The sequence below is a fragment of the Kosmotoga pacifica genome, assembly GCF_001027025.1.
GTDB lineage: Bacteria > Thermotogota > Thermotogae > Petrotogales > Kosmotogaceae > Kosmotoga_B > Kosmotoga_B pacifica.
Genome location: NZ_CP011232.1, coordinates 727773 through 749684 on the forward strand (window position 1 = coordinate 727773; position 21912 = coordinate 749684).

Here is a 21912-nt window from a genome sequence, read left to right on the forward strand (position 1 = left end):
GCGTCCAGAAATTTATTAACTTAAAGTCCTTCTCTCTCATTTAAACCAACTAACATTTGTTAAAGCAATGATGTCTATAATTTATTATCTGCATATCTTAATTTGAGGTAATTTGGCCTAATGTTTTGTCTTAAAAAATGGGTTATCTTCATTCAAAAAAGGTGTCTGTCCCTATTTTTACCAAATGCCGTTGACCGTTCACCGCTATTCGTTAATTAAAGGCATATTCCACTGAAGGCGCGTCTTACCAGTGAAATCAATCGCATTAACTTCAAATGAGTGCGCACCCCAGCGCAGCCGGTCTTACCCTAGATCCTATACCCGATTTTCTATAGTCTCGGTCCTCGAATCTCGGGTTTTTATTATCCTCGCAAGTGTCTTTATTGTTTTTTTCCACTCCGAAAGAGTGGTCACCACTGACGAAGTCAGGCTTACCCCTAGCATAGCCGGGCCTACCCACGCGCCAGCGTGCTTACCGTATCTCTTCAAATTCATCTTTTCCAACACCACATACGGGACATACCCAGTTATCTGACAGCTTTTCAAAAGGGGTTCCAGGGGCTACTCCAGAATCCGGATCACCGTTTTTTGGGTTATAAATGTAACCACATACTTTGCATCGGTATTTTTTCTTGCCGCTGCCTTTATTTTCTTTTCTCTCTTCTACATATGTTGGTGCAGTTTTTGGAGATTTCCCGCCCTTAATTTCATGATAATAGGCATATGTCATAGGTTCTTTTTCATCGACAACTTCCGCATTAACAATTTCTCCCATAAAAACCACATGGGTACCAACATCTACTGCATTTACCACTTTCGCCTCTAAGTTCGCTATGCAGTAGTCTTTCAACAGCGGGACCCCGGTTACCCCTACTTTGTGATTTATATCTTTGAACTTATCTATTTCTCTTCCGGACTTAAATCCAAAGAGTCCTATAAGTTTTAATGGGGCATCTTGGGACAGGACTGAAATTCCAAATACTTTACTTTTTTGAATGATGTCATGGGTTAAGTTCTGTTTATTTATGCAGATCGCTATTGTTGGTGGTTCGGCTACAACCTGGAACACAACGTTAGCGATCTGCCCATTTTTCTTCTCATCCGTCTTCGAAGTGATCACATACATGCCGTAAGTGACTTTGAACAAAGCCTCATAATCCATTTTTTTACCTCCCCTTGGTTCCTCAAGTAATTCAAAAATGCTCTGCCCATTGCAGAGGACATCTCATTTACAATTCTACATCATCGTCCTCTTCGATATTTAAATCCTTCATCTTCAATGACCACAAACTAGCGAAAATCACGAAGCAGCAAGGAAAGCTGTATGCAAGAAAAAAACGTATGTACAAAAAACTTTTTGAAGGAAACGAGGAGAATCCGGATAGGTATTATCTAATTAGTTATTGGTTGATAGTTGTTAGTTTCCAGTTCTTGGGTTTTCCATACCCTAGATCCGCTCTTTCTAAGAAGGGGCTCTTATCGGATGACGGTAAACAGTCAATGGCAAACGGTTCTCGGTCACCGGATCTTGACTCTCGAATTGCTGAATCCATTTACCTTTCCTGGACACACAGGACAGACACTAAAAAAGGTGTCTGTCCCCTATTTTTTTCCTATTTTTTTGTGTCCCTATTCCTATTTTTGGGTATCGCCTAAACCAAAGGCGAGATTTCTTGACCCTATTATTTTTTATCATTTTTTATTGTCTCTATTTTTTTATGATAGCGCATCTCAGCGTATTTGGACTTGAATCCGAGCCTTTTATAAAGCCTTTTGGCAGGGTTATCATATTCCACATGAAGTGCTACATCACCATCACAGCGTTCGAGAGCGCTGTTCACAAGTTCTCCACCGATGCCTTTTCCGCGCATTTCTTTATGAACAGCAACGTATACAAGCACGTGTTTGGGGATATATCCCCCCATACCGGTATTATTTATAACAAGCCCACCAACTATTTCATCTTCTTTGCACGCAACAAGAATAAATCCTCCCATCCCTTCTTCGTCGGAGAGGGCGTAATCAATCGATTTTTCAATATCTTCTTTGGGATCACCGTATTTCCCAAGATGTTCGTGCAGAAACGCTACAAGTTTTTCTTTGTTTACAGTTTCATTGAAATCTTTGCTGTCTTCAATAAGATACATATCTACTGCAGTTTTAGTATCAATAGTCACCATCTGTAATGCAACACCTCCTCGTAGTTTTCTTCATATAGTCATTAAGTTAAATTTTCACTTATAGAACACATAATTTTTTTAAACCGAGCCGTAATATATCAGGTGCAAATATTCAAACAAGTGTTTAAATGTAAACATCTTTAATTTTTTTGAGCCGGAGTGATTTTTGAGATGAATGAAAATAAGTATAACTCATATCCCTTTTGCTTAGCCTTTTACACGGTATAATAATCATGGCTTTGCTTTTCACCGAGATAATTATAACATAAATTATAATGAACGGCAAAACATACTGCGCAAAAATATTCAGTCATATGATTACTTCTATATCCCTATACACATGATACACATGAAAAAATACCCCACAATATATATCAAAGATATTGGAAGCTGAAAAAGGAAAAGGAGTTGACAGATTCTTTTTTCTACTATTATCACTCCAGAATTTCGACATCGGGAGCTAAGATTGCAGACTTGACCAGTGCAGATTAATAGTTTATAACTACAATTTACATAAGAGAGTCAATTGTTAAAACCTCCGTAAGCACCAAACTCGCTAGTGCTTGATGTACATCGTCGCTCAGCATCAGTTACCAAAGGTAAAAATGGTGTCTGTCACGTGTTGTTCAATATCTATTGATGAAAGAAATTTCAACAGCCAGTTTTGAACATAATCTCTTTTAATGATTGAGACAGCAAGAAAGCAGTATTTGTCCCGTGTGTCTAGAAAAGGCAAGTGCATTCAGTGGGGAGTAAACCCACCAAGGCAAAAGCCAGAACCTTGTAGCTTGGTCAGCAAGGGAGAAGGAAACTGAACTCTTGAAGACTGACGACAAAGCCATCATATGGATGGTGAACGAGTATCTGGACCGTAACGAAAGTTAACGTTCAGGTAGCCTCGAAACTCTTATCCCCGGAAACCGAGTTTTTGGGACAGAGACGAAAGCAGCGTGAATTCACGAAAACTGGCTGAAACGTGGATTCATTCCGGCGGGGTGGTAGCAACGGCGCGAATACAAGGGTGCACGATGCAACTGGAGAAGCCCTCCTCATCCCTGAGAGAAATTTCTTGAGAAAGCTAGGCCATATAACCAAAACGGAAAATTGATTGAAAGATGAGAGGGTAGCGGATGGGTTCGTAGTAGTGATGAAGGAGGGTAATGCCTCTGGAGCGAAGGAGCTCTGCTGTTTGTAGTTCCTCTAACAAAAAGCAGAGGCGAAAAAGAGGAAAACGCCTATCACCATGCAAAAATTGAGGCAGAGGATATATACCAAGGCGAAGGCTGAACCTTCCAGAGGCAGGGAGGGATTTGGTTGGAAGATGGAAACCTGAGCACGGTAATGCTAGTGAGACACTCCCGAAGGAAACTGGGAAAAACCAAATAGGCATTGTCTAAATCTCAGATGTCATCTTTTGGCCTTACTATTTTTATTTCATTTTGATTGTTACTTTTGTGTGATATAATTTTTAGAGAAAAAGAAAAGATTCAAATTCCATTCTGTCGGCGTAGATCAAATAATTTCTTTTCATTCTTGTAGATTTACACCCATTTTTCAATTAGGAGGTGATTTTTGATCTATAGCAGATTACAAGCACTATTACGTTAACAAGAACGCTCAAGACACTGGCGAACATGAGGTGCATACGGAGGATTGCAAGCGTTTGCCAGATATCAATAACAGAGAGTATTTAGGTTATTTTAACAACTGTCAGGATGCCATCAAAGAAGCAAAAAAGCATTATGACAATGTAGATGGTTGCTACTATTGCTGTGAAGCTTGTCATAAGAGATAAGGTAAGTTAACCAGAGAAAAAATAATGACAGACGCGAAAATAATGCTTGCCTTCATTGTTTAGAAAACAGGCTAGTTCATTAACACGTTAGTACGCATACTACTGGATCACCGGGCTTGGAGGTTAAAAAATGGTATTTGCTTCAGATAAAGATAAATGCCTTTTCTAGACACATGTGTTTGTCCCTATTTTTTCCGCTCGAGCAAACATACTGCATAAAATCACCTCACAAAACTATAAGAAATAGCCTCATTTTAGATATTTACTTTTTCTAGAGACTTCTTCCAGACGTAACTCAGAACATGAGCAGATTGAATGAATAAAGGAAGTGGAGAAGAAGAATGTCGAAGAGGGATAGAAGACAAAAGGCTTCAGATGTGTTTCGAGAAAGCAAATTTTTATATTCCAAGAAAGTTAGTTTTGAAGAAGCTTTTCCAGAAATAGAAGATTTAACAGTTGAGGTTGAGGAAACAGGGCATGGTGTTAGTGAGTTGAACCGTAAACGTACCTATAGAAAACAATATTTTCCGGGAGAGTACATAGACTGCAGCAATCCCCTCTGTTATAATGGTGGTTTTTCCATAGGCTCTATACTTCGTGAGATGGTCAAAAAAAGACAAACTGAATTAGAAACTTTAAAATTGTGTCAAGGGCATGAAGGTTCTCCAAAAGGAAGACGGATTTATAGAAAATGTATGAATTTCTTTAAAGTCAAAGTTTCTATCAAGTACAAGGAAGCAAATGAAGAGTAAAGGTTGCATCAGTTCGTTTGACAGTAGATATACCCCAGAATTATAAATATATCCGTACTACAAATACAAATACTAAAAAGTTATTCGAATTTCGGTCCAGCGTGTTTTTGGCAATGTAAAAACCCAGCATTCTGTATAAAACCAGTAGATTTTCGACCTTTGAGACCATATGTAAACGCTAAAATAAAACCAAGAACGCTAACGAAAAAATAGACCCTCCAGGAGTATTCCCCTCATGTTAGCTGATTCATTCATCATCTTACTTATTGCCAAATAATCACCAGAATTGCCAAACAATCGCCAAGTAATTACCAACAAGCTTTATAAAGTCTATAAATTTTTGACCCAGAAGGGTTCAGGAATATACAACGACTACGAAATACGATATTACATCTCGAAAGCACTTCTAGACTGATAGGTTACGTAACCCTTGGCACGAAGCAAACAGGGAAGCCGTATGTGGGAAAACCGCACTTACAAAAAACTCTCCCAAAGGAAACGGGGAGAAACCGAATAGGTGTTGCCTAAAGCTAAGACACCTTTTCTTGATCCTACTATTTTTCTGTCTTTTTATTCCTGGATTTGTTTATTTCATCTACCAAATGCCGGAAGTGTTCTGGATCTGTTTCTCTTACCAACTCGACTACATCAGAACATATTGATTGAATCTCCCCAAGCAATAATTCATCAAAATCAGTTGGACTATCTTGATACAATGGATGGGATTGATCTTGACAATATTTTTCAATACGGGTTTTAGTTTCTATACTGATCGTTGGGTGATCCTTATACAATTCATCTAGTTTTTTATGAATTTGCATCCCACCAATGGGGACTTTGAACGAGATATAATTTTCTAAGAATTTTCTTATTAAGTTTGGAAGAATATAGTCCTTTTCCATACTGCTATTCTGAGTATTCGCTCTTTCGTAGATTATTTTAAACAGATAGGTATATTCAGAATTGTGATCTCTTAATAATTCGTCTAACTCATCTATGATAGAATAACGATGCTCATTAGGTTCTATTTTAGACCTTATCATGTAGAGGGTGCAACGTTCTTTCTTTTTTTCATGTTCCATCCATCCTCTTAAAAGTCTAAAAAACGGGAAATTATGTGTTAAGATGAAAACTTGTTTCGGCCCTAGTTTTTTGATTTTTTCCTTGATAAAGCCAAAAGCATTATAAAGATTTTGCGAATCAAAACTAGAAACAGGATCATCAATAACTACTATTCCATTTCTAAGATTAAAATTTTCCTCTTTTAATTTAATCAAAAAATAGATTAACGCTATTGCATTTTTCTCACCCTCGCTCAGATTATTTGCAATTCTGCCGTTTCTTTTAATTACATAACCACCTTCAACTGTTTCTAAAACTATTTCATCCCTTCCCAAAAAGGATTTCAAAAGTTTGTTAAACTCCTCAGCCGCAAAGTGGTGGTCTCTAAGCTTCTGCTCCAAGTCTTTCTGTTTAATCTCTAACTCTGCTACTTCATCATCCAATAATTCAATACTTTGACTCATATCTCTACATTCATTTATTTTCTCAATATAATCATCATTATATTTACTAATAATAGCCAGCTCTAATTTATGAGCTGCTTCTGCTCTTTTCTCCTTGAATGAATCCGTCTTTTCGTTATGCTTTTTAATTAATTCATTTATTCGAACAACGATATTTTCTATGTTTGATTTCGCTTTGTCGATGTTGCCAAAACTAAAGGTGGCTTCGTGGGATGGATTATTCTTTTTGGCCAGTAATTTCTTTCTAAGGTTGTTCAATTCTTGTCTGATTAGGTTCACGTTTCTGGCAAACTGATCCTTTAAATCTAAAAATTCTCCTTGAAATTCATTATATAGTTGTTCTTTTTCTAAAGGTAAACTTAGAGTTTCACGTTGATAGGTGTTATCAATAATACTAACAACTTCTTCAATTTCCTTAACTAATTCTCTTATAACATCATTGAAATACTCTCCCAGCTTTCTTAATCTCTCTTCTGAAATTAGGTTCCCGCAAAATGCACACCTAACTGGGTGCGTCTTTTTCCTATGCATTTCATAGCCAACTCTTAACCATTCCTTTAGTTCTTCGTCCGCTTGCAAATCTAGCAGTAGGCTCACTCCTTCTTTCGGAATTACCGTCTCAAATATTTCTTTCGAATTTTCCTTGACCTGATCCAGCCACTCCAAGTTGATTTTTACAACGGAAATAAGCTCTTTTGCTTCTTTTTCACTTAAAGAGGTTTTAAGTCTCAAAAACTCTTCAGATGTAAGAAGGTGTATTTTTTCATTTGTCAAGATTTTTTCGACATCTCTCACTGTATAATTTATATAATCCCTAGCATGCCCACTTTTTGGTTTGACGTCACCGATGAATCTTAATTCTTCCTTTACTTCATCACGAGCTTCTTTTAAGATTTTATCTTTCTTTCTTACCTTCGCCTGAAATTCTTTTTGTTTCTTATTAAGCGTTATTCTTTTTTCATTTAGACTTTCTATTGTTTCTTCTAGTTCTTTCTTTTGCTGTAAGTGTTCTTTGCCTATTATCAATATCTTCGATGCTTTTCCGCTTTTCCAATCAAGATTTTCATCCACAAAATCCTCGTTAAAGACTCTTATATTGTTTTTAAGCACATCTGATATGACCTCACTCTTAGACAATCTCAATTCACCATTATCTGTTTCGATGATGCAAGTTGAATCATCCTCTAATTTAAGATTACCCAACTCGCATTTTTCAAAAGCAGATAGAATTCTAGTAATCGTGGTTTTACCAGACCCGTTCCAACCGTAAAAAATATTATATTTTCCAAATTCAGGAATTTTCTCACCGTTAAAATTTTTGAAAACGGCTATGTTTCTAATTTTTATGATTCGTTTAATCATATTCTCACTTCCTTTTCCCGTTACTCCTTTCTTCTCTAGAACTAATAGGTTTTTGAACCGGGTGATTACAAAAACTGACTCATTTATCAGATATATTTTTTCCTAAAAGTGCTTTTTCTATTTTCTAAACTTACTGTTTAAGTCACCTGAATATGTTCATATTCAATCCTTGAGTTCTTTGATGTTACTCACGACTCAAAAAAGAAAAATCAATCTTCGCTTGCTGTTTACATTTTAAAATATGTGGCTAAAGATGTAAAATATTATATGTGATTGATACTTTTGATTACAGGTGATCTAATTGAGTTACTTGAATTATCAAATTAAATATGAATTGAAATACTTTGTTCGAGAGTTGGAAAATAGTAGTCCAACCAGACTTTATCTGATTGTTGGAAAGCATGGTACTGGAAAAACAAAAGCTTTGAAGAAAATTGCAGAACAGCTCAATGAGCCTATCATAAATTCCAACATGGAATTGAGCAAAGCGCTCTTGGAAATACCAAAGATGGACAGACCATATCGTGCTATGAAATTCTTCGATAAGCTTCCTGAAATGGGGAATAGTTTTTTGCTTCTGGATAATATTGAGCTTCTTTTTGAACCTGAATTAAAGCTTCACGCCCTTTCGGCATTACGAAATATTGCTAGAAAAAAATCTGTTATTGCTACATGGCCTGGCGAGGTTATTGAAAACAAATTGTTGCACGCAAAAAGAGGACATCCGGAATATTTTGAAGGTTATTTAGAAGACGAAATAGTTCTAATGAGCTCTTGTGAAGAGAGCTGAATTCATTGTTTTGTGAAATTGTTATGTGAACACAAAAGCACAAATCCAAATAGAAAAAGGGGGAAGGGCAAGTGAAGTACGGTGATCTTATTCAATTTGACCCTGTGGAAACGGTCGCACAACTTAAAGATGCTAACGATAAGAGCAAAGCTGCGAATTTTGTTTCTACATATGTTATCTCAAACCAAATGGCTGACAACCTTCACAATGTAGTTTTTGAGAATCTTCAATTTGAAACTCCACAAGACAACAAAGGCCTGATGATTGTCGGAAACTACGGAACAGGTAAATCACATTTGATGGCTGTCATTTCTTCCATTGCGGAAGATCCTAGCCTTATCGATTTGCTAACAAATGATAGAGTCAAAGAAAGCGCTTCAAAAATAGCAGGAAAATTCAAAGTAATTCGAACAGAAATTGGTACTTCCACAATGTATCTGAGAGATATTATTCTCCGCGAACTAAAGGAAAATCTTGCAGAAATGGGCATTGACTTTAATTATCCCCCAATGGATCAGGTTGTGAATAACAAGGGCATATTACACGAAATGATGAGCCTTTTTAACGAGAAATATCCAGATCAAGGTCTTTTGATGGTTGTAGATGAACTGCTTGATTATCTAAGACACAGAAACGAGCAAGAGATAATTTTGGACATAAATTTCTTGAGAGAAATTGGGGAATTTTGTAAATCTTCAAGGTTTCGGTTTATCACAGGCGTTCAGGAAACGCTTTTTGAGAACCCGAGGTTCGAATTTGTTTCTGATTCTCTAAGAAGGGTCAAAGACAGATTCGTTGAATTGCGCATAGTTAGGGAAGACATTGAGTATGTTACAGCGAATAGGCTGCTAAGGAAAAATTCAAAGCAAAAAGCTCTCATTCGCGAACACCTGCAAAAATTCACGAAGTTTTACAGCACCCTGAATGAGAACCTTGAGAACTTTGTTGAGCTCTTTCCTATCCATCCGGCTTTCATAACGATGTTCGAAAAAGTCAGATTTGTAGAAAAAAGAGAAGTTTTACAAACAATCTCAAAGGTGATGCGAGAGGTTTTAGACAAAGAGGTACCGGAAGATGAACCAGGAATTATTTCTTTTGATAGCTACTGGGATTTTATAAAATCAAATGCCGCAAATAGAGCTGTTCCAGAGATAAGAGAAACAGAGGACAAGAGCGACGAATTAATGGTAAAAGTTGAAAGCAACATAAAGAAGCCCTACCTCAAAAATGCTAAAAGAATTATTAAAGCACTTTCTGTTCACAGACTCAGTACTAGCGACATAAACACCAAACTCGGTCTTACCGTTACAGAATTGCGTGACAATCTGTGCATTTTCGATGTTAACGCAGAAATGGGCGGTGACCCGCTGGATGATCTACACACATATGTGGAGACAATTCTGAGAGAGATTATAAAAATAGTGAGTGGGCAGTACATATCCTACATAAAAGAAAACGGGCAATATTATTTAGACCTGAACAAAACAATAGATTTCGTTGCACTAATTGAGAAAAAAGCAGAAATTCTAAACAAGGACACGTTAAACAGATATTATTACGATATTCTAGCAAAATTGATGGAATGTTCAGACAAAACACGTGTTCCTAGATTCAAAATCTGGGAATACGAACTTCGTTGGTATGAGAAGAATACCACAAGACTGGGATATCTCTTCTTTGGCCAACCTAATGAACGTTCAAATGCGCAACCTCCCAGGGATTTTTATATATACTTTCTTCCAATGTACAAAATCCACGATTTCAAAGATGACGGCCGCGACGATGAGGTGTTTTTCAGTCTAAAAACCATAAACGAAGAGTTTGAAAAGGATTTAACGAACTATGCTGCTGCAATGGAATTGGCCAAAACGGCCGGGATGTACAAATCCAGCTACGAAGACAAAGCTCGAAGCTTCCAAAGAGCTCTAACAAGATGGTTGAATGAGCATTTTCTTGATTCTTTTGAGGTGACTTATCAAAAAAGAAAAAAGGATCTTCGCGAAGCCCTAAAAGAAGGTTCATTTATACATAAGTCTGATAATTTTAAGGAGACAGTTGATTATATTGCCTCAACGCTTTTCAACAATTATTTTAATGACACCGCAATTGGTTATCCCAAGTTTCCAAGTCTCATAACATCTCAAAACCGTATCCAAAATATTGAAAGTACTCTCAAAGCAATCGCTATGGAAAACTTTACAAAGCAAGCAAGAGACATTCTTTCAGCTTTAGGCTTGCTAGATGAATCCGGCAATTTAAATACGTCCAAATCGCCTTATATAAAATACATACGTTCAAAGCTTCAAGAAAATGGAATCAACAAAGTTCTCAATAGAAACGAGCTAATTGATGAAGTCGAAAAGGACGTGGAATATTTTGGCCCTTACCGTCTTGAACCTGAGTGGGTAGTGATTCTATTAGCCGCCATGGTTTACATGGGTGAGATTGAAGTGTCCCTTGGTGCTGGCGAAACTATTGATGCTAGCAATGTGGAAAAGTTTGCAAAAATACCATTAGAACAGCTTTTGAACTTCAAAAATATAAAGCACCCAAAAGGTTTACCCATTTTAGAACTCAAACATCTTTTTACCATTCTTGGTATAAACGCTGGTCAGGTTGAAGCACTCAAAAACGACAAAAAATCTCCTGTTCAAAATATGTTGAGCAAGGCTCAAGAAAAAGCTGAGAGAATGGCTAAATTTCAGGCAGAGATAAGCCAGCGAATAACTTTCTGGTCAACAGACCTCTTTGAAGAAAAAACACGTGAAGTACTCAAGAAAAAAGCAAAAGCACTAAATGAATTCTTTGATTCTCTCCAGAAATATTCAACCGTTGGAAAACTGAAGAATTTCAGACATTCCGATAAAGAGCTCAGTAAAATTGAAAAAGACCTTAAAGAAGTGTGCAGTGTTGAAAAATTGCTTGATTTTATAAAAGACCTGAATCAAAAAGTGGGATATCTCGAAAGAGCAAAAGAATATGTTCCTCTCGAGAATGGCTGGCACGATAAATTTGATGAAATAGAAACAGAGACACTCGATGAGCTAAAAAATCTGAAAGAATTGACCCACCAAATCAAAGTCGAAATTCACGAAAAGCTCGACAGTCTCAAAAAAGAATACATCAAGATATACAAAGAACTTCACAGGAAAGCAAGACTGAATGCCCATCAAGATGAGAGAAAACAGAAACTACTCAGCGATTTCAGGCTTAAAGCTCTTAACACACTTGCCATGATAAAAATACTTCCAAATGCCGAACTGAACAAATTTACAGAAAAACTTGCCAATCTAAAAACCTGCTACTCTCTTATAGACAGTAACCTTGAGAGATCACCAATATGTGAATTTTGTGGTTTCAAACCAACAAGTGAAAAGGTTCAAGAGGGTGACATGGATATAGCTCTTGAATATCTCGATGAGGAACTCGATAGACTTTTTAATAACTGGACAAATATACTTCTCGACAACCTCAGAGACCCGGTAGTGGAAGAAAATATGGGACTGCTTCACAAAGAACACCGAGAGCTTATCGAAGAGTTTTTATCGGAAGGAGAATTGACAAAAGAACTGATAGACAATCCTGAATTCACAAAAGCTGTCGCTGAAGCTTTGTCGGGGCTTGAAAAAGTTGAGATTACAACAGAACAGCTTATCCAAAAACTCTTTGGGGATTACAGCCCGCTTACTCCACAAGAGATGAAAGAACGTTTTGAAGAATTCGTAAAAGACCTATCCAGAGGTAAAGATACCTCAAGAATAAGGATAGTCCTCAGAGAGGGGGAAGCACAGAAATGAACAGTGATAGCAGAAATCTTTTTGAAAATTTAGAAACAACCTCACAGGAAGAAAAAGTTGAATACTTAGGCTTGACCTTTGAGAGTGACGAAGCACGAAGAGAATATTTCAGAGAGAAACTCCGGGAAAAGCTCAAAGACCCGGAGTTTAGAAAAATCGAAGGATTTCCCGTTGGAGAAGATGAAGACATAATAAAACTCTCCGATCCACCCTATTACACTGCCTGCCCCAATCCTTTTATAAATGATTTCGTAAAACACTATGGTAAACCGTACGATCCTGAAGAGAAATACTCCAGAGAACCATTCGCGGCAGACGTTAGCGAAGGCAAAAACGATCCCATCTACAATGCTCATTCCTATCACACCAAGGTTCCTCATAAAGCCATAATGAGATACATACTTCACTACACAGAACCTGGAGACATCGTTTTTGATGGTTTTTGCGGTACAGGAATGACAGGTGTTGCTGCCCAGATGTGTGGAGACAAAAAAACTGTTGAATCCCTTGGCTATACCGTTCTTGAGGACGGAACAATCTTAGACGAAAAAGGAAAGCCTTTCTCAAAACTCGGACCAAGGTATGCTATCTTAAACGACCTCTCACCGGCAGCAACCTTCATTGCATATAACTACAATACCCCTGTAGATGCCAAAACCTTTGAAAAAGAAGCAAAAAGAATACTCGAGGAAGTCGAAGCTGAATGTGGCTGGATGTATCTAACTTTACACAATCCAACACCCGATCAGATACAAAGAGCTGTTGAGCTGCTAAAAGAGAAAGGAAAAGGGTTCAAAGAAGATAACATTCTTCCCTGGGGAAAGATAAATTACACAGTATGGTCTGATGTCTTTACCTGCCCGGAATGCTCCGGTGAGGTTGTTTTCTGGGAAGCTGCCGTGGATAAGGACCAAGGTAAAGTGCTTTCTGAATTTCAATGCCCGCATTGCGGTGCTACCCTTGTAAAAAGAAAGCTTGAAAGGGTAATGGAAACAAAGTATGATAAAGCAATAGATCAAACGATAAAACAGGCGAAACAAGTGCCTGTTCTGATTAATTACAGCGTTGGTAAGAAACGCTTTGAAAAAACTCCGGATGATTTTGATCTGGCGTTAATTGAACACATTGAAAACAGTGACATTCCTTACTGGTATCCGACTGACAAATTGCCAAAAGGCGATAAGACGGGAGATCCATTTTCAGTTGGTATTACCCACGTTCACCATTTTTATACGAAGAGGAATTTGTGGGTATTGGCAAAGCTCATTAGTAAAGCCATAAGATCTTCGTTAGCTATAAACCTTCTATCAATAATAAGATCTAGCCTTTCTTATTCAACAAAACAAATTAAAGTAAATATTCCACGTATTTTGGCTGGTGGTGGTTTGTTCTCTTTAGGTTCAGTAACAGGAACTCTATATATTCCAAGTATCAGTGGCGAAAGACCTATAATTCAAGCTTTTTCTGGAAAGATGAAAAGCATTAGAGAGTATAGTAAAGAATGGAGAATCATGGTTACGACACAAAGTCTCTCTGAAATCCACGGAATTCTATCTTCATCAATTGATTACATTTTCACCGATCCACCCTTTGGTGGAAATCTTATGTACTCAGAGCTCAACTTTCTCTGGGAAGCGTGGTTGAAGGTTTTCACAAACAACAAACCTGAAGCGATAATAAACAAGGTTCAGAGAAAGGGCCTACTCGAATACCAGGAACTTATGGCACGCGGTTTCAGGGAATATTATCGCGTGCTGAAACCTGGAAGATGGATGACAGTTGAATTCCACAACTCTCAAAACAGCGTCTGGAACGCCATACAGGAGGCAATCCAGAGAGCAGGGTTCGTTATTGCCGATGTCAGTACGCTTGACAAAAAGCAAGGGACGTTCAATCAAATGACCAATAGTGGGTCTGTTAAACAGGACCTCATAATCTCTGCTTATAAACCCAACGGCGGACTCGAGGAACGGTTTGAGTTTGAAGCGGGAACTGAAGAAGGTGTCTGGGATTTTGTGAGGGAACATTTGAAAAGACTACCGGTCTTTGTTGAGAAAAACGGAAGTGCCGAGATAATTGTTGAAAGAACTGACTATCTACTCTACGACAGAATGGTTGCTTTCCATATACAAAGAGGGAAAAGAATTCCCATGTCGGCAGCAGAATTTTACAAAGGCCTTAGGGAAAGGTTCCCGGAAAGAGATGGTATGTTCTTCCTACCCGATCAGGTAACTGAATACGATAATAAGCGAATAAAGGTTAGCGAATTAAGACAGATTTCTATGTTTGTCACAGATGAAGAATCAGCAATCCAATGGCTTAGACTTCAGTTACAAAACAAGCCTCAGACCTTCCAAGAACTTCAACCACAATTTATGCCTATATCCCGGAGTTGGGCAAAGCACGAGAAAGAAATGGAACTTTCGGAACTGCTGGAACAGAATTTCTTAAAATATGACGGCACCGGTCCTATACCACAGCAGATATGGTCGTGGATGTTGAAAAGCTCGACTTTGAGAGAGAGAATGGAGGGTCAAACACCGGAAACTGCAGATGCTTTTCTCGAAGAGAAGGCAAAAGATAGATGGTACGTTCCTGATCCCAACAAGGCTCAAGACCTTGAACGCCTTAGGGAAAAGACACTTCTCAGAGAGTTTGAAGAATACAAAAAGCATCAAGGAAGGAAACTCAGGGTTTTTAGAACAGAAGCGGTAAGAGCTGGATTCAAAAAAGCATGGAGTGAGAAAGATTATAAGACGATAATTGAAGTTGCAAATAAACTGCCGGATAAGATAATCCAGGAAGATCCCAAACTCTTAATGTATTACGACAACGCTTGCACACGCCTTGGTGAGGAATAAACAGCATATGGAGAAGCAGTGGTACTGGCTTGAGAAAAAGAAACAACCTTGTGTATTGCTCGAAAAAAGAAAAATGTTCGGATATGAGATGGCAAGGGTATGGCTGCCGGCTGAGGGAAAGGTTGTTGACATACCTGCCGGCAGTTTATTGCCGATCTCAAGAATGTTGGAATTCTTTAGCAATGATTTCTTATCTTACGTCAGCGCTGCAGGTAAGCTTGTGAATATATTCAATTCCACAGATGTTTTATTGGCGCCCCTTAATTCTTCAATTATCCCCCTGCCACACCAAATCAGGACTGTCCAAAGAGCAATTTCTGGAGACAGGATAAGATTTCTTCTGGCAGATGAAGTTGGACTCGGTAAGACCATAGAAGCGGGGCTTATAATACAAGAGTTAAAACTCAGAGGGCTTGTGAAAAGGGTATTGATAGTGGCTCCTAGGGGGCTTGTCACTCAATGGGAAACTGAGATGAAGCTAAAATTTGGTGAAGACTTCAAACTTATAATTCCCTCGGAATTATCCACTGTTAAAAAGCTGTCTGGCGTGCAGAATGCATGGAAGCTGTTTGATCAAGTAATCTGTCCTATGGATTCAGTTAAACCTTTAGAGGGTCGTCAAGGCTGGTCATATGAACAGCTTGAAGAATACAACAAAGAAAGATTTCTTGATCTGATCAATGCAGGTTGGGATATGATAATCGTAGATGAAGCCCACAAATTGGGTGGAAGCAGCACTCAAGTAGCAAGATATAAGCTTGGTCAAAGTCTCTCACAGGCTTCGCCGTATATTTTATTGCTTTCCGCAACTCCCCATCAAGGAAAGACGGACGCGTTTTTAAGATTGATGTCTTTTCTGGATCCGATCGCATTTTCGGATGAACAAGAGTTAACGCGTGAGAATGTTTCAGATTATGTTATTAGAACAGAAAAGCGTAAAGCCATAGATATTAATGGGAAGCCTCTCTTCAGAAAAAGAATAACACAGCTTTACCACATCAAATTTGATGAAAGATATTCGAAGCAAAAGCAATTATACGATGCGGTAACGGAATATGTTAGAAAAGGCTATAACAAAGCGATGAAAGAGAAAAGGAACTACGTAGGATTCCTGATGCTTTTGGTGCAGCGGCTTGTAAGTTCTTCAACTTTGGCTATAAGCAAAGCCCTTGAGAAGAGACTCGTGGTTTTAGAGGAACCTCAAAGACAGTTGAGGCTTATAAAAGGAAACGAAATAAACTTTTCCGATCTGGAAGAGCTTGACCCTCAAGAACAACTCGAATTATTGGCTTTGGCTGCTCCCGATGATGTCAATGCAGAATTATACCAGGTAAGGTTCTTGCTGGAGCTTGCAAGAGAAGCTAATCAAGATACGGACGCAAAAACGAATGCTTTGCTTGAGTGGATTCACCGGCTCAGAAGAGAAGAACTTAATCCAGAATTAAAGATTTTAGTTTTTACGGAATTCATAGCAACTCAGGAAATGCTGGAAAGATTTCTCTCGGAAAGAGGGTTCCGGGTAGTAACCCTCAACGGTTCCATGAGTATGGAAGAGCGTATAAAAGCTCAGAAAGACTTCGAAAAAAATGCTCAGATAATAATTTCTACTGATGCGGGTGGTGAGGGGCTCAATCTTCAGTTTTGTCATGTGGTTATAAATTATGATATGCCCTGGAATCCTATGAAAGTTGAGCAACGTATAGGAAGGGTTGATAGAATAGGCCAAAAGCATGATGTTAAAGCTATTAATTTCGTTCTTGGTGGAACTGTTGAGCATAGGGTTATCGAGGTTATAGAGAATAAATTAAAGGTCATTTTTGATGAATTCGGTGTAGATAAGACATCTGATATTCTTGATTCAACAGAAGCGGTAGAATTATTCGATGAGCTTTACGCAAGTGCCATAGCAAATCCAGACAATTTTGAAAAAGATGTCGATAATATTCTGGAACGAATCAGACAGCAGATAATCCAGGCAACTCAGAATAATCATATGCTTCCTGCATATGAAATAACAAATCCTGAAGAAGCTCAGAAGCTGGTTCAACAGCCTGTCAATTACTGGCTCGAACGGGCTGTAATAAGTTATATAAACGCTTATGGCGGAAAAGCTACTCAAATTGGCGATAACTGGAAAATTCGGTATCCTAAAACCAGAAGAGAAGAACTTATAACCTTTGATAGAAATTCTAAAAACCCTGATGCGAAAAAAATTACCTTCAACGATCCATTGGTAAACGATGCAATTAAGAATCTACCAGAACTTTCTGAAGACTTCCACGTTCCTGTTGTATCGTTGGATAATGTTCCGAAAGGATTGCAAGGCGTGTGGTCTCTCTGGAAGGTAGTTGCAAAAGGTAAAGAATGGTCAAAAGAACAGGTGGTTCCTGTCTTTGTGAACGATGAAGGAAAAGTTTTTCTCAATTCTGCAATACTCGTATGGGATCGACTCATAGAAGGTAGGTTCAAAATAATGGGCTTTGAAAGTATAGAAGCCCTTGAACATCAAGTCGAGAAAGAGTTAAGACGGAATTTTGAGAACCTAAAGGCTGAATATCTTTCGGAACAAGAAAAAAACAAAGAACGCAAAAGAGAATGGTTCAAAATACGGCGTCAAATGGCTGAGAGGATAGGGCTTCCTCAGGTTCGGGAACACAGGTTGAAGCAATTGAAACTTGAGATGGAGTCCTGGGAAACTTCACTGAATGATGAGATATACCCAGAACTTAAATTGCTTTTAGCCGTAAAGGTGAGAAGTCATGCGTAGCAAAAGCCTAAATGAAGTTATGGTTGATAAAATTCTCTGTGCGGAGTCACGGTTAATAGTTGTAAATGATCCTGATGCTCTTCTTAGTGAAGAGGTATTGGAAAAGCTGGAAAACTCGGGATATGCTGTTCTCAATTTTCTGGATCCGATCAGCTTTAGATATCGTTATGAAAGGGATTTTCGAGATAAAGATTCGAAAAAGTTAGTGATAGTCGTTTCCTCAGAATACAATGATCCACACAATCTTCCTTTTGATATATTGAGCAAATCAGTTGTGCTTGATTTTGAGGTTAGTACATTTTTCCCGAAGCTAAGCAGAACAGCTTTGCTGGATTTAACACCAGATGAGATTGCAAAATTGTACGAAATAATGGAAGAACCGCGGAATGAGCTCTCTACTAGAGAGACAAGGGAGTTCATTTTGAAACAGCTTTTTGACTTCGATTTGAGTAAGAAATACTCTTTAATTCACTTTTTAAGCTGGCTTATGAAGATTCATTATTCGAATATAGTCATAAGGGAAGAAATGGCCGAATTCATTTATAGAACACTTAAAGATAATCCAGAATTATCAGAAATACCTATAAAAACGCTTATTTTGAGTAAAGACAACTTCTTAGCTTTCCTTCAGGAACGCTGGCCTGTGTTTCTTGAAGGAAAAGTAGCAGATCGGGTTTGTGAGGGAAGTAACATTACCCTAGAATATCCAGGACCCTACGATATTCCATTTGACCATCCTGGTCTGAAGGTTTATATTGATACATTCTTTGCGGAAGGACTACTCGAACCTATTCCTGTAAATGATCCCGAGCGTTTCGAAGATTCATGGATATCGTTTGGAATTGACACCGAAGAATCGGAACGTCAAAGATTCAGAAAATTATTAGAGATTGTCAGGAAAGAAATGCCATCAACTGATTCTAATTTTAAGGAATGGACATCTCTTGCTTGGCGTCTGGCGGAACTTTCCCTTCATGTCTATTCGTCTTCTGCTTCAAGCGAAGAGAAGAAAGAATTCTCAGAATTACAGAAAGAAATTGATGGAAGATTCCTGAAGTGGGTATTAAAAAAGTTCAGTAGCCTATTAACCCTTATAAGCCGTGACCCTGTAACTGTACAAAATGTTCTACCACAAATGAGAAAAAGGTATGTTGAAAAGGAAAAGGTGGCTTTAATTGTAGTAGATGGTATGTCAATCCTTCAATGGCTAATACTATCAAAACATCTAAAAGAACACAAGCAAATATCCCAGAGGGGTATCCTTGCTTTTATTCCAACTCTGACTTCTGTTTCAAGAAAAGTTATATTCTCAGGAAAACTGCCCATGTATCTTGGTAGTGTGCTTTCTACATCAGGTGAAGAGAAATTATGGAAGGAAGCATGGTCTGATATTGTACGCAATTCTGAGATAGTTTATCTCAATGAACCGGGTGAAAAACTTCTCAAAAGTGTTGAAGAATCACTCCGTAAAGATGCCAAAGTTCTTGGAATAGTAGTGAGAGAACTCGACGAGATAATGCACGGAGAGATTTTGGGAATGGAAGGTCTTATTTCCGCTACAAAGTTATGGGGTAACAAAGGAATTTTGAACGATTTATTGAAGCTCCTCGTTGCTAATGGTTATCATGTGATACTGACCTCAGATCATGGTAATGTACTTGCCAGAGGTATTGGAAAACCATCAGAAGGCGTTGCCGCTGAATCAAAGGGTGAAAGGGTTAGAATATATAAAAATGAATCACTCAGGCAAACTGTACACAGTAAATATCCTGAAGCTATTGCCTGGGGACCAATAGGGTTACCAGAAAAATTCTTTCCACTTATAGCTGGAGGAAGGACTGCGTTTACAAATCTTGATGAAGAAACCATTTGTCATGGAGGAATTACTGTTGATGAACTAATAGTTCCATTTATTGAGTTATGGAAAGGGTGATTAACTTGAGTTCAAAAATGATTGGATTTGACAGGCAACTGAAAAAAGAATGGCTTGACCTTGTGATTGAGATGCTTCATGATGGAGAAACTCGCGATAAAATAACAGAAGCACTGAATAAATACATAGGAAACGACCTAAAGGGTAAAGATGCAATTAGAAAGACAAGGCTTGTTATCAACAGGATGTGGTTTAACCCTAATTTTCAACTTGAATTCCTAAGGCGCTCTGCACTGGAATTATTTAATGAAGCCCGTACAGAAAACGCTACATCAATTATCCATTGGGGAATGTGTATCGCTTGTTATCCGTATTTCAGAGATATCGCAAGAATATGTGGAAGATTAATCAATCTTCAAGGGTATTTCAAACCTTCTCAGGTGAGACAAAGAACAATGGAAATTTGGGGAGAAAGACCGGTAGTTAGAAGAAGTGTAGATCGCGTTATTCAGACAATTATGTATTGGGGCTTGATTGAACAAGAAAATGCTTCAGATAAGTACGTTGTCTCAAAATTCGTTCGAATAAACAATCCGAAATTAGTAAACTGGTTAATTAGAGCATATTTAGTAAGCAGAGAAAGCAAAACAGCATCAATCGATGATCTTCGTAACGATCCTGTGCTGTTTCCCTTTTCCATTAACATAAATATTGATAATCTTCTATTGAATAAAGAAATTGAGCTTTTCAATCAAGGACTCAAAAGTGAGATATTGATATTGCGAACAATTGATCATACCAGTGACGAAGCAAATTGATATGTAGAGATTTGTAAAAACATTATACCCAACGACCGTTCTCACTGTTAAAGGTGAGAGCATGATTTCAAAGAACATTTTTCGTTTCTCTTGATTTTTTAGAGTATCCCGATTAGCTTCAGAGACCTCTTTGGAAAACACAGGTACCACTTTGCCGCAATTATTTTACCATTCTGTTATATCAACAACAAAATCAATCGCAATTCAATACCATGTTTGCTTTTATGTTTGGCTTTTTTAAAACTATTATGGTGATAAAATTGTGTTTGCCTGATTTTGTGGTGCAGGTTAATTTTCATGCCACTTTATTAACACAAACTTGTGTAGCCTAAAAAATACCTGAAGTAGAGCAAGTATGCAAATTAATGCTATTTTTGGAACGATAATATCTTCATTTGATTTTTTGGGTCTTTTTTGTTAGAGTGTCATTGTATTACAGATAACCATTTGGAAAGTTGGAGGGGTAAAAAATGCTTTATGCCGAACACGCAACAAAGGTTCTTGAAGCTTGCAGAATTATGGTAGAAAGAGGTCTTACAGTTGGGACATGGGGAAATATTAGCAAGAGAGTCAACGAAAACGCATTTATTATTACTCCAAGTGGAATGGATTATGCAACGTTAAAAGAAGAGGATATGGTGGTAATGGATTTGGATGGTAAAGTCATCTGGGGAAATAGAAAACCCAGCATCGAATTCAACCTTCACGCCAAAATATATCAAGCCAGAAGTGATGTGAATGCGGTGATTCATACCCATCCGGTTTTTTCAACAGCTTTTGCTATTGCAAAGATGGACATTCCACCGGTTTCAGAAGAATTAGTTCAGATAGTTGGCGAAGGTGTAAAATGCGCAAAATATGCCCTTCCTGGAACAACAGAGCTAGCTGAAAATGCCGTAGAGGCCCTTGAAGATAGAAATGCAGTTTTGCTCATAAATCACGGTACCATATATGTTGGAAAATCATTGGAACACGCTTTTAAGATCGGCGAAGTTGTAGAAAAAGCTGCTCAAACGATCATCTATGCTAAAATTCTTGGAATTCCTAACGTTATTTCTCATGAGGATTGCTTAGCGATGCAAGAATTCGTTGCAACAAAATATGGACAAAAGTAGCACAAAAAATTAAAAGCAAATAGGTTTTCTTTGTATCCTCCAGTTTGTTAACCCGCCTCGCCCTGTTTTAACAGGGCGTTATTTTTTCTTCATAGGCCTATCTCTATTACTATTCCAGAGCCGCCTTTCCGATAATCGTAGATCTTGAGTAGTGTTATTGTTTCCTTTTTATTTCCCGAGAAGTCGTTTAATTGAACTTTGTAATTATGCATAATCTCCTCTCAAAGAATCTCTTTATGTCTAATCTCATCTCACTGAATTTCTGAATCCTAAAAT

11 protein-coding genes are annotated in these 21912 nt (G+C 37.9%); 8 read left to right on the plus strand and 3 right to left on the minus strand.

All coding sequences use genetic code 11. The features are described from left to right. Positions 1–472 precede the first annotated feature (472 nt). Positions 473–1162 (minus strand): rubredoxin, encoded by a 690-nt coding sequence (gene rd / locus IX53_RS11205; RefSeq protein ID WP_047754169.1) that lies wholly within the window; start codon positions 1160–1162, stop codon positions 473–475. Between the two features lie 520 nt (positions 1163–1682). Then, complete coding sequence (locus IX53_RS03455) at positions 1683–2180, minus strand: GNAT family N-acetyltransferase (RefSeq protein WP_082128456.1); 498 nt, start codon at positions 2178–2180, stop codon at positions 1683–1685. 2136 nt (positions 2181–4316) lie between these two features. Here IX53_RS03455 and IX53_RS03460 point away from each other — a divergent pair. Beyond that, the gene (locus tag IX53_RS03460; protein WP_047754170.1) at positions 4317–4727 is read left to right on the plus strand and encodes a hypothetical protein; all 411 of its coding nucleotides are present in this window, start codon (positions 4317–4319) and stop codon (positions 4725–4727) included. Positions 4728–5281: 554 nt separating this feature from the next. Here the strand turns inward: IX53_RS03460 and IX53_RS03465 are convergent. Next, positions 5282–7615, minus strand: coding sequence for an AAA family ATPase (locus tag IX53_RS03465; RefSeq protein WP_047754171.1), 2334 nt, complete (start codon positions 7613–7615; stop codon positions 5282–5284). A 334-nt stretch (positions 7616–7949) separates the two neighbouring features. Between IX53_RS03465 and brxF the strand changes: the two genes are divergently transcribed. From brxF to IX53_RS03500, 7 genes are all read left to right on the plus strand, one after another. Then, entirely contained in the window at positions 7950–8405 is a 456-nt protein-coding gene (brxF, locus tag IX53_RS03470; RefSeq protein ID WP_273229750.1) for a BREX-3 system P-loop-containing protein BrxF, read from the plus strand. Between the two features lie 71 nt (positions 8406–8476). After that, a complete protein-coding gene (locus tag IX53_RS03475) occupies positions 8477–12202 on the plus strand; it encodes a DUF6079 family protein (protein ID WP_047754172.1) in 3726 nt (1241 codons plus the stop codon). Beyond that, positions 12199–15063, plus strand: a complete 2865-nt coding sequence (locus IX53_RS03480; RefSeq protein ID WP_047754173.1) for a DNA methyltransferase — start codon at positions 12199–12201, stop codon at positions 15061–15063. The genes IX53_RS03475 and IX53_RS03480 overlap by 4 nt, the downstream gene beginning before the upstream one ends. Positions 15064–15070: 7 nt before the next feature. Next, positions 15071–17830 carry a DEAD/DEAH box helicase gene (locus tag IX53_RS03485; protein ID WP_047754174.1) on the plus strand — a complete coding sequence of 920 codons (2760 nt, stop codon included), beginning with the start codon at positions 15071–15073 and terminating at the stop codon, positions 17828–17830. Next, a complete protein-coding gene (gene pglZ, locus IX53_RS03490) occupies positions 17823–19763 on the plus strand; it encodes a BREX-3 system phosphatase PglZ (RefSeq protein WP_047754175.1) in 1941 nt (646 codons plus the stop codon). Before IX53_RS03485 ends, pglZ begins: the two co-directional genes overlap by 8 nt. Further along, positions 19751–20521 carry a hypothetical protein gene (locus IX53_RS03495; protein ID WP_156173096.1) on the plus strand — a complete coding sequence of 257 codons (771 nt, stop codon included), beginning with the start codon at positions 19751–19753 and terminating at the stop codon, positions 20519–20521. Before pglZ ends, IX53_RS03495 begins: the two co-directional genes overlap by 13 nt. A 470-nt stretch (positions 20522–20991) precedes the next feature. Next, a complete protein-coding gene (locus IX53_RS03500) occupies positions 20992–21636 on the plus strand; it encodes a class II aldolase/adducin family protein (RefSeq protein ID WP_047754177.1) in 645 nt (214 codons plus the stop codon). Positions 21637–21912: the final 276 nt, after the last annotated feature.

Bases quoted from the DNA above. Each gene is read 5' to 3' on its own strand.
- rd (WP_047754169.1), bottom strand. From the start codon at position 1,162: ATGGATTATGAGGCTTTGTTCAAAGTCACTTACGGCATGTATGTGATC.
- IX53_RS03455 (WP_082128456.1), bottom strand. From the start codon at position 2,180: ATGGTGACTATTGATACTAAAACTGCAGTAGATATGTATCTTATTGAA.
- IX53_RS03460 (WP_047754170.1), top strand. From the start codon at position 4,317: ATGTCGAAGAGGGATAGAAGACAAAAGGCTTCAGATGTGTTTCGAGAA.
- IX53_RS03465 (WP_047754171.1), bottom strand. From the start codon at position 7,615: ATGATTAAACGAATCATAAAAATTAGAAACATAGCCGTTTTCAAAAAT.
- IX53_RS03480 (WP_047754173.1), top strand. From the start codon at position 12,199: ATGAACAGTGATAGCAGAAATCTTTTTGAAAATTTAGAAACAACCTCA.
- IX53_RS03485 (WP_047754174.1), top strand. From the start codon at position 15,071: ATGGAGAAGCAGTGGTACTGGCTTGAGAAAAAGAAACAACCTTGTGTA.
- pglZ (WP_047754175.1), top strand. From the start codon at position 17,823: ATGCGTAGCAAAAGCCTAAATGAAGTTATGGTTGATAAAATTCTCTGT.
- IX53_RS03495 (WP_156173096.1), top strand. From the start codon at position 19,751: ATGGAAAGGGTGATTAACTTGAGTTCAAAAATGATTGGATTTGACAGG.
- IX53_RS03500 (WP_047754177.1), top strand. From the start codon at position 20,992: ATGCTTTATGCCGAACACGCAACAAAGGTTCTTGAAGCTTGCAGAATT.